The organism is Streptomyces pseudovenezuelae (assembly GCF_001513955.1).
Taxonomy (GTDB): domain Bacteria; phylum Actinomycetota; class Actinomycetes; order Streptomycetales; family Streptomycetaceae; genus Streptomyces; species Streptomyces pseudovenezuelae.
Window position 1 is genome coordinate 520033 of record NZ_KQ948152.1, and the last position, 8418, is coordinate 528450.

The 8418-nt window shown below is 70.3% G+C and carries 6 protein-coding genes; 3 read left to right on the forward strand and 3 right to left on the reverse strand.

Features of this window, described 5'->3' with window-relative positions; translation table 11 throughout:
- Positions 1-170 precede the first annotated feature (170 nt).
- Positions 171-2138 (forward strand): acetoacetate--CoA ligase, encoded by a 1968-nt coding sequence (locus tag AQI94_RS36695; RefSeq protein ID WP_031059252.1) that lies wholly within the window; start codon positions 171-173, stop codon positions 2136-2138.
- A gap of 9 nt (positions 2139-2147) precedes the next feature.
- On the opposite strand, the gene AQI94_RS36700 is transcribed toward AQI94_RS36695, so the two are convergent.
- On the reverse strand, positions 2148-3467 hold the full coding sequence (locus AQI94_RS36700) for an aminotransferase class I/II-fold pyridoxal phosphate-dependent enzyme (RefSeq protein WP_037945308.1): 1320 nt from the start codon (positions 3465-3467) through the stop codon (positions 2148-2150).
- Positions 3468-3587: 120 nt separating this feature from the next.
- Between AQI94_RS36700 and AQI94_RS36705 the strand changes: the two genes are divergently transcribed.
- Positions 3588-4796: an MFS transporter gene (locus tag AQI94_RS36705; RefSeq protein WP_031059256.1), complete on the forward strand. Its 1209-nt coding sequence runs from the start codon at positions 3588-3590 to the stop codon at positions 4794-4796.
- 23 nt (positions 4797-4819) lie between these two features.
- The gene (locus tag AQI94_RS36710; protein WP_031059258.1) at positions 4820-5713 is read left to right on the forward strand and encodes a hypothetical protein; all 894 of its coding nucleotides are present in this window, start codon (positions 4820-4822) and stop codon (positions 5711-5713) included.
- Positions 5714-5785: 72 nt separating this feature from the next.
- On the opposite strand, the gene ptsP is transcribed toward AQI94_RS36710, so the two are convergent.
- Both ptsP and AQI94_RS36720 read right to left on the reverse strand, forming a co-directional pair.
- Positions 5786-7456, reverse strand: a complete 1671-nt coding sequence (ptsP, locus tag AQI94_RS36715; RefSeq protein ID WP_031059259.1) for a phosphoenolpyruvate--protein phosphotransferase — start codon at positions 7454-7456, stop codon at positions 5786-5788.
- Positions 7457-7538: 82 nt separating this feature from the next.
- Positions 7539-7988: a PTS sugar transporter subunit IIA gene (locus AQI94_RS36720; protein WP_031059261.1), complete on the reverse strand. Its 450-nt coding sequence runs from the start codon at positions 7986-7988 to the stop codon at positions 7539-7541.
- Positions 7989-8418 lie beyond the last annotated feature (430 nt).

The window sequence follows — 8418 nt, forward strand, 5'->3', positions numbered from 1 at the left end:
TCAACTTCCGTTCACCCGTGCCGGGGCCACATCTTCACGACACGGACTATGTGGGGCGCACCCTGGCGTTGAAGTTGATCACATGGCATCGTCCCTGTCAGCCGCGTCACGCGCACACCCCTGGCCCGTGCGCGGGAGACGCACACGACGCGCACAGTCCGGGAGCCCTCATGTCGACCGTGAATCCCCAGCCGCTCTGGCAGCCAGATCCGCAGCGCCTCGCCCGGTCCCAGGTGACCAGGTTCCAGGCATGGGCGGCCGAGCACCACGGCGCCCCGGCCGAGGGAGGCTACCCGGCGCTCCACCGCTGGTCCGTGGACGAGCTGGAGCCGTTCTGGGAAGCCCTCACCCAGTGGTTCGACGTACGGTTCTCGACGCCCTACGCGCGCGTGCTCGGCGACCGCTCGATGCCCGGCGCCCAGTGGTTCCCCGGCGCCACCCTCAACTACGCGGAGCACGCGCTGCGCGCGGCCGAGAGCCGCCCGGACGAACCCGCCCTCCTGCACGTCGACGAGACCCATGAGCCGGTCCCGGTGACCTGGTCCGAACTGCGTCGCCAGGTGGGCTCCCTGACCGCCGAGCTGCGCGCCCTGGGTGTCCGGCCCGGAGACCGCGTCAGCGGCTACCTCCCGAACATCCCGCAGGCCGTCGTCGCCCTCCTGGCCACGGCCGCCGTGGGCGCCGTCTGGACTTCCTGCGCCCCCGACTTCGGCGCCCGCAGCGTCCTGGACCGCTTCCAGCAGGTCGAACCGGTCGTCCTGTTCACCGTCGACGGCTACCGCTACGGCGGCAAGGAGCACGACCGCCGCGAGACGGTCGCCGAACTCCGCCGCGAACTGCCCTCCCTGCGTGCCGTCGTCCACATCCCGCTCCTCGGCACCGAGGCTCCTGAAGGCGCCCTGGAGTGGGACGCCCTCACGCGCGCGGACACGGAACCGGTCTTCGAGCAGGTGCCGTTCGCGCATCCCCTGTGGGTCCTCTACTCCTCCGGCACGACGGGCCTGCCCAAGGCGATCGTCCAGTCGCAGGGCGGCATCCTCGTCGAGCACCTCAAGCAGCTCGGCCTGCACTGCGACCTCGGCCCCGAGGACCGTTTCTTCTGGTACACCTCCACGGGCTGGATGATGTGGAACTTCCTCGTCTCCGGCCTCCTCACGGGCACCACTGTCGTCCTGTACGACGGCAGCCCCGGCCATCCCGACACGGGCGCCCAGTGGCGGATCGCCGAACGCACAGGCGCCACCCTGTACGGCACCTCGGCCGCGTACGTCATGGCCTGCCGCAAGGCCGACGTGCACCCAGGACGCGACTTCGACCTCTCCAAGGTGCAGTGCGTGGCCACCACCGGCTCCCCGCTGCCCCCCGACGGCTTCCGCTGGTTGCACGACGAGGTCCGCGAGGACCTGTGGATCGCCTCCGTCAGCGGCGGCACGGACGTGTGCTCCTGCTTCGCGGGCGCCGTACCGACCCTGCCCGTGTACATCGGCGAACTCCAGGCGCCGAGCCTGGGCACCGACCTCCAGTCCTGGGACCAGAGCGGCAACCCCCTGATCGACGAGGTCGGTGAGCTCGTTGTGACCAACCCCATGCCGTCCATGCCGATCCACTTCTGGAACGACCCCGACGGCAGCCGCTATCACGACAGTTACTTCGACACCTATCCCGGAGTGTGGCGGCACGGCGACTGGATCACGCTCACCTCGCGCGGTTCGGTCGTCATCCACGGCCGGTCCGACTCGACGCTCAACCGCCAGGGCGTCCGCATGGGTTCGGCCGACATCTACGAGGCCGTGGAGCGGCTCCCCGAGATCAAGGAATCCCTGGTCATCGGCATCGAACAGCCCGACGGCGGCTACTGGATGCCGCTGTTCGTGCACCTGGCTCCCGGTGCCGTCCTCAACCAGGCCCTCCTCGACCGCATCAAGCGGACCATCCGCGAGAACCTCTCACCCCGCCACATCCCGGACGAGGTCATCGAGGTCCCCGGCATCCCGCACACCCTCACCGGAAAGCGCATCGAGGTTCCCGTCAAGCGCCTCCTGCAGGGCGCCCCGCTGGAGAAGGCGGTCAACCCGGGCTCCATCGACAACCTCGACCTGCTCCACTTCTACGAGGACCTGGCCCGCAAGCGCGCCTGACCGAGCCGGTCACCCCCCGTAGGTGGCCTCGGACTCACCGAGCACGCCGGCGAAGTCCGAGGCCAGCCGGGCCGCGTCGGCCGGCTCCAGCTCGGCGGCAGTGATCCGCACGCCCGGCCCGGCCGACAGCCGGAACCGGGCCCCGGCAGCGACCCACCAGCCGTACGACCGCAGCCCGTTCACCACGGCCGACTCGTCCCGGACGGGCACCCATACGTTCATCCCGCTCACCCCGTGCGCCTCGATGCCCCGGTCGCCGAGCTCCCGTACCAGCGCGTTGCGGCGCACGGTGTAGGTCTCCCCGGCACGAGCGACCAACGCGCGCGTGTGCTCGTCGGCGAGAAGGCCGTACACCGTCTCCTGGAGCAGATGACTGACCCAGCCGGACGTCAGCAGCAGCCGCCCGTCGTGCCGGCCCAGCGTGATCGGATCACACGCGGCGGCCGCCCACCGCAGGTCCGTCCCCAGGAACTTGCTCACCGTCCGCACATGCACCCAGCGCGACAGCCCCGCGCCCGTCAGGGTCCGCAACGGGGCGTCGGCGACGGCGGAAGCGTGGTCGTTCTCCACGACCAGCACCTCGGGGTGTTCCCGGAGCACGGCCAACAGCGCCTCCTGACGCTCGGCGGTGAAGCGCCCGCCGTACGGATTCTGCGCCCGCGGACTGCACACCAGCGCCCGCGCCCCCGCTCGCAGCGCCGCGCGCACGGCCTCGGGCGACACTCCCTCGTCGTCGACCGCGACGGGGATCATGCGCAGCCCCAACGCCGTGACCAGATCGAGCACATGGTGGTACCCGGGATCCTCCATCGCCACGGCGTCACCGGGCCGCAGCTCGACGGAGAGCAGCCGCCCGACCAGATCCAACGCCCCGTGCGCGAAGGTCACATGCTCCACCGGTACGCCATCGGGCCCCAGCCACGCGCGTACGGCGTCCTCGAGCCGCGCCAGCCGGGGCGTCGAACGGTGCGAACGGGCGCCGGGGGACAACCGGGAGGGCGGCACCAGCCCGGGCAGCAGCCGAGGATCGGGGTGCCCGCCCGCCAGGTCCCGCAGCCCCTCGGGCACTTTGGGCGGCCGACGCGACGCCACCGCCGGGGCCGGTGCCACCACGGTCCCGCCGCGGCCCCGGGTGACCACGATCCCGCGCTGCCGCAGTTCCTTGTACGCCGTCGCGACCGTCCCCGGGCTCACGCCGAGGTCGTCCGCGAGGCGCCGCACCGGAGGCAACGCCGTCCCCGGCGCCAAAGAACCCTCGGCCACGGCCCGTTCGACGGAGGCAGCAATTCCCTTGGCCGTCGTACCACTGATCCCATATTGTGTTGCCACGTAGCCAAGTATGTATCAGTACATAAATGAAAAGCAAGCGGACAAGGGGGAGCAGTGCATCCGACACGGCGCGCGGCAGCATGGTCGAGAAGCGTTCCGGGAGGGCGCGACGGGCGCAGAATGCTCGCGATCGCGCTCGTCGACCGCATCGGCAGCGGACTGTGGGCGTCCGTCTCCGTCCTCTACTTCACCTACGTCTCCGAACTCTCCCTGGCCCAGGTCGGCACCCTCGCCGCTGCCGCCGGCGCCATCGGTATCGCGGGCGCACCGGTCGGCGGCAAGCTCGCCGACCGGTTCCCGGTCACCCGTGTCCTGCTGACCGTCCAGCTCATGCGTGCCGTCGCCTCCTGCGCCCTGCTGACCACCGACAACTACGCTCTGCTCATTGCCTTCTCGGCGGTGGGCTGCCTCGGCGACCGCGCCGCCAGCATCCTCACCAAGCTCTGCGCCACCCGGGTCGCCGGCCCGGAGCGCGTCCGCTACCAGGCCTTCCACCGAACCGTCGCCAACGCCGGCTGGGCGCTGGGAGGCCTCGCCGCCGCAGCCGCCCTGGCGCTCGGCACCACCACCGCCTACCAGTGGCTCCTCGCCGGAGACGCCCTGTCCTTCCTAGCCTCGGCACTTCTCACCCTGCGCTGCGGCGAACCCCTGTCCCCCTCCCGCACCGTCATCACCTCGAAGCACCCGACCCCGACGACTGGACCGGCGAATCCGTGGCGCGACCGCACCTATCTCGCCTACGTCGCCACCGAGGCCGTCCTCTTCCTCGACGACGCGGTGTTCAAGGTGGGCCTGCCCCTGTGGATCGCACACGAGAGCACCGCCCCGAACGGACTCGCCCCACTCCTGATGGTCCTCAACAACGTCATGGTCGTGGCACTCCAGGTCCCCCTCGCCCGCTTCGGCACCACCACAGCCGCAGCCCGGAACCTGCTCCTCCCGCTCTCCGCCACCTTCGCCCTCGGCGGCGTCGCCATGGCACTGGCGGCCACGGGCGGAGCCGTCACCGCCACCGCGCTCCTCACCGCCGCGGCAGCCGCCTTCACCATGGCCGAGATGCTCCACGCCACCGTCTCCTGGGAACTCTCCGTGGCGCTCGCCCCCGACACCGCGCAGGGCGCCTACCTCGGCGTCCACGGCCTGGCCCAGTCCGTGCAGCGCACCTTCGGACCACTCGCGGTCACCGCCGCCATCGCCACCGGCCCGGCAGGATGGGCGACCTTCGGCACAGGCATCGCTCTGACCTGCGCAGTCCAGCACCGACTGGTCCGCAAGCGCCTCACTCAGCCCGCATTGTCAGTGCCGCCGATTACTGTGAGTGAGCATTGATCGACTGCGCACAGGGGGAAAACATGGCGCACACCGACCACCAGACGATGCGACGCGTCCTGCGCCGCGAAATCGCCGGCACCATCGGGCTGCTCACCGACGAACACGACTTCCGCGCCATGCGGCGCTACCGCACCTTCACCTTCGACGACCACGCGACCTACCTGAAGCAGGTCGACGACCTGCTGAGGACCCGCGCCGCACAGGGCAGCCACACCACGGTCGCCCTCTTCGATCCCCAGGAGTACGCCGACTTCTGCGAGGAGACGGGCCTCGACCCGGACATCCCGTCGAGCCGCACACGCTTCACGGCCGAACTCGCCGGCACCGGCCCGACACTCCCGTACGAGGGCCAGCCGCTCTCCGACCTCGTACCCGCCCTCGTGGACGAGGCCGTCCGCCAGGCCACCTGGGAGTACGCGACCACACTCCTCGCGCGCCTCGGCACCTGCGGTTCCTGCGGAGAGGACATCGGCCGCGCGGCCTTCACCCGCGCCTCGGACCTCCTCCTCCGGATCCTCGACACCGCCCTGCCGGGCGAACACCACCTCGTCTGCAGCGTCACCGGAACCCCGGAGACGCTCGTCTCCGTGCTCCACTCCGACGAGAGCGCCGACGGATCCGTACACCTCGACGAGGCCGAGGCCCTCGAATTCACCACGGTCCTCGCACTCGGCATCGCCACCCGGAGCCCCGGCGGACTGGTCATGCGCACCAGCGCCCCCGGAACCACCGACCGCATCTACGGCTGGCGCCTGCGCGGCGACGGCCTCGAACCCCTCACCGCGGGAGAGGTCTTCGACGCCTACTGCACCGACGTCGACTCCGGCGATCTGATCTCCCCGGAATCGGACGTCGACTACTGCGTGCCCCCCGACCTCGGACCGGAAGGACGGACGCCGCCCCACAGCCACTGAACACAGGCAGAGGGCGCCCCACCCGCGGGTGGAGCGCCCTCCGGACCACGTCAGCCGGCCGATCCGGTCCGACTACTCGCCCGACAGCACCGCCTGCGCCGCGGCACGCGCCTCGTCGGCACTGTCGGCGGCCCGCGCGGCCGAGGCCGCACGCTCGCACTGCGCCAGCGTGTACTTCGCCAGCGTCGCCCGGACATAAGGAAGGGACGCCGCTCCCATGGAGAGCGAGGTGACACCAAGCCCGGTCAGCACGCAGGCGAGCAGCGGGTCGGACGCCGCCTCACCACAGACACCACAGCTCTTGCCCTCGGCCTTCGCCGCCTCGGCGGACAGCGCGACCAGGTCGAGCAGCGCGGGCTGCCACGGATCCTGCAGCCGCGACACCGCACCCACCTGACGGTCGGCGGCGAAGGTGTACTGCGCGAGGTCGTTGGTCCCCAGCGACAGGAACTCGACCTCCTGCAGAATCGACCGCGCCCGCAGGGCAGCGGAGGGGATCTCCACCATCGCGCCGAACTTCGCCCGCAGCCCGGCCGCACGGCACGCGTCGGCGAACGCCTTGGCGTCGGCACGGTCCGCCACCATCGGGGCCATGACCTCAAGGTAGACCGGCAGCCCCTCGGCGGCCTTGGCGAGCGCCGTCAGCTGGGTACGCAGCACCTCGGGGTGATCCAGCAGCGTCCGCAGACCACGCACACCCAGCGCCGGGTTCGGCTCGTCGGCCGGTGTCAGGAAGTCCAGCGGCTTGTCCGCGCCCGCGTCCAGCACCCGGACCACCACACGACCCTCGGGAAACGCCTCAAGGACCTGGCGGTACGCCTCGACCTGCTTCTCCTCGGACGGAGCGTTCTTGCTGTCGTCGAGGAAGAGGAACTCGGTACGGAACAGACCCACACCCTCCGCCCCCGCCTCGACCGCTGCGGGCACGTCCGCCGGACCACCGACGTTCGCCAGCAGCGGCACCTTGTGACCGTCGGCGGTGGCCCCCGGACCCGTCGACGCGGCGAGCGCCGCCTTCCGCTCAGCGGCAGCGGCCTCCAGCTCGGCCTTCTTCTCCTCGCTCGGGTTCACGAAGATGTCGCCGGTGCTGCCGTCGACAGCGATGACCGTGCCCTCGGCCAGCTCACCCGCACCCGGCAGCGCCACGACGGCCGGCACACCGAGCGCCCGCGCCAGAATCGCGCTGTGGCTGGTCGGCCCACCCTCCTCGGTGACGAAACCCAGAACGAGTGTCGGGTCCAGCAGAGCGGTGTCGGCGGGAGCGAGGTCACGCGCCACGAGGACGTACGGCTCGTCGCTGTCGGGGATACCCGGCATCGGCACGCCGAGAAGCCGAGCGACGATACGATTCCGCACGTCGTCGAGGTCCGCTACACGTCCGGCGAGGTACTCACCGGCACCCGCCAAAAGCTCCCGGTACGCGGCGAACGCGTCGTACACGGCGCGCTCGGCCGTGCTGCCGACGGCGATACGCCGGTCCACGTCCGCGATCAATTCGGGATCCTGGGCCATCATGGCCTGCGCCTCGAGCACCGCCTGGGCTTCGCCCCCCGCCAGATTGCCGCGCGCCATCAGGTCGGCCGCCACAGCTTCCACTGCCTTGCGGGCGTTCCCCTGTTCGCGCTCCGCGTCCTGCGCCGGGATCTGCTTGGCAGGCGGCTCCAGCACCGCCGTTCCCATGTGCCGAACCTCGCCGATCGCCACACCGTGGCTCACGCCGACGCCTCGCAGCGTTGTGTCCATCTCACCCGTCTCCGATAGTGCGGCGGGTCCCGCCGCCGCGGTGGTTGTCGTCTCTAGTCGCCGTCGCACGACGGCACTGACGTCACTTCCAGCTGAAGAGACTGTCGCCGGCCTTCACATCGCCGTTGTCACGGAGTTCGGAGAGAGCCTCGACCGTGGCCTCCAGAGCCACGACCGGGCAGACGGCGGACTTGCCGGCGGCCTCGACGGCAGCCGGGTTCCAGCGCACGATCGCCTGCCCGCGCGTGACGGTGTCGCCCTTGCTCACCAGCAGCTCGAACCCCTCACCGTTGAGCTGCACGGTGTCGATACCGAGGTGGACGAGCACGCCGTGTCCCTGCTCGTCCACGACAACGAACGCGTGCGGGTGGAGAGAGACGATCACGCCGTCGACGGGCGCGACGGCCTCGGACGGTTCACGTACGGGTTCGATCGCCGTACCCGGGCCGACCATGGCCCCGGAGAAGACCGGATCCGGCACGGCGGCCAGTCCGATGGCGCGTCCTGCAAGAGGGGACGTCACGGTGGTCATGGGAAGCCTCCCAGGGGTGGAGCTGCGTATATGCGCCGTCACTGCCTGTCTCGGGCGGCGCTGTCCAGCAGCGTATGTCAGATGAAGTAAGGGCTCCGCACGGAAGATACCCGCTAGTGGTCTAGACCACCAGTCCAAGCGATTTGCACCGTCTTCGAGGCCCCGTGTACAGTCGTACTCCTGCTTGAGGCCGAGCGGCGCCACCGAGCGTCCCAGCCGGGCAGCATCCAACTTGTCAGATCCTAACTCGGGGTCACTTTCTGCATGTCTGCAGAACGGTGGTCAGGGGGCCGGAAAAACACTGATAGAGTTTGGAACAGCGAAGGGAAGCGCCCGGAGGAAAGCCCGAGAGGGTGAGTACAAAGGAAGCGTCCGTTCCTTGAGAACTCAACAGCGTGCCAAAAATCAACGCCAGATATGTTGATACCCT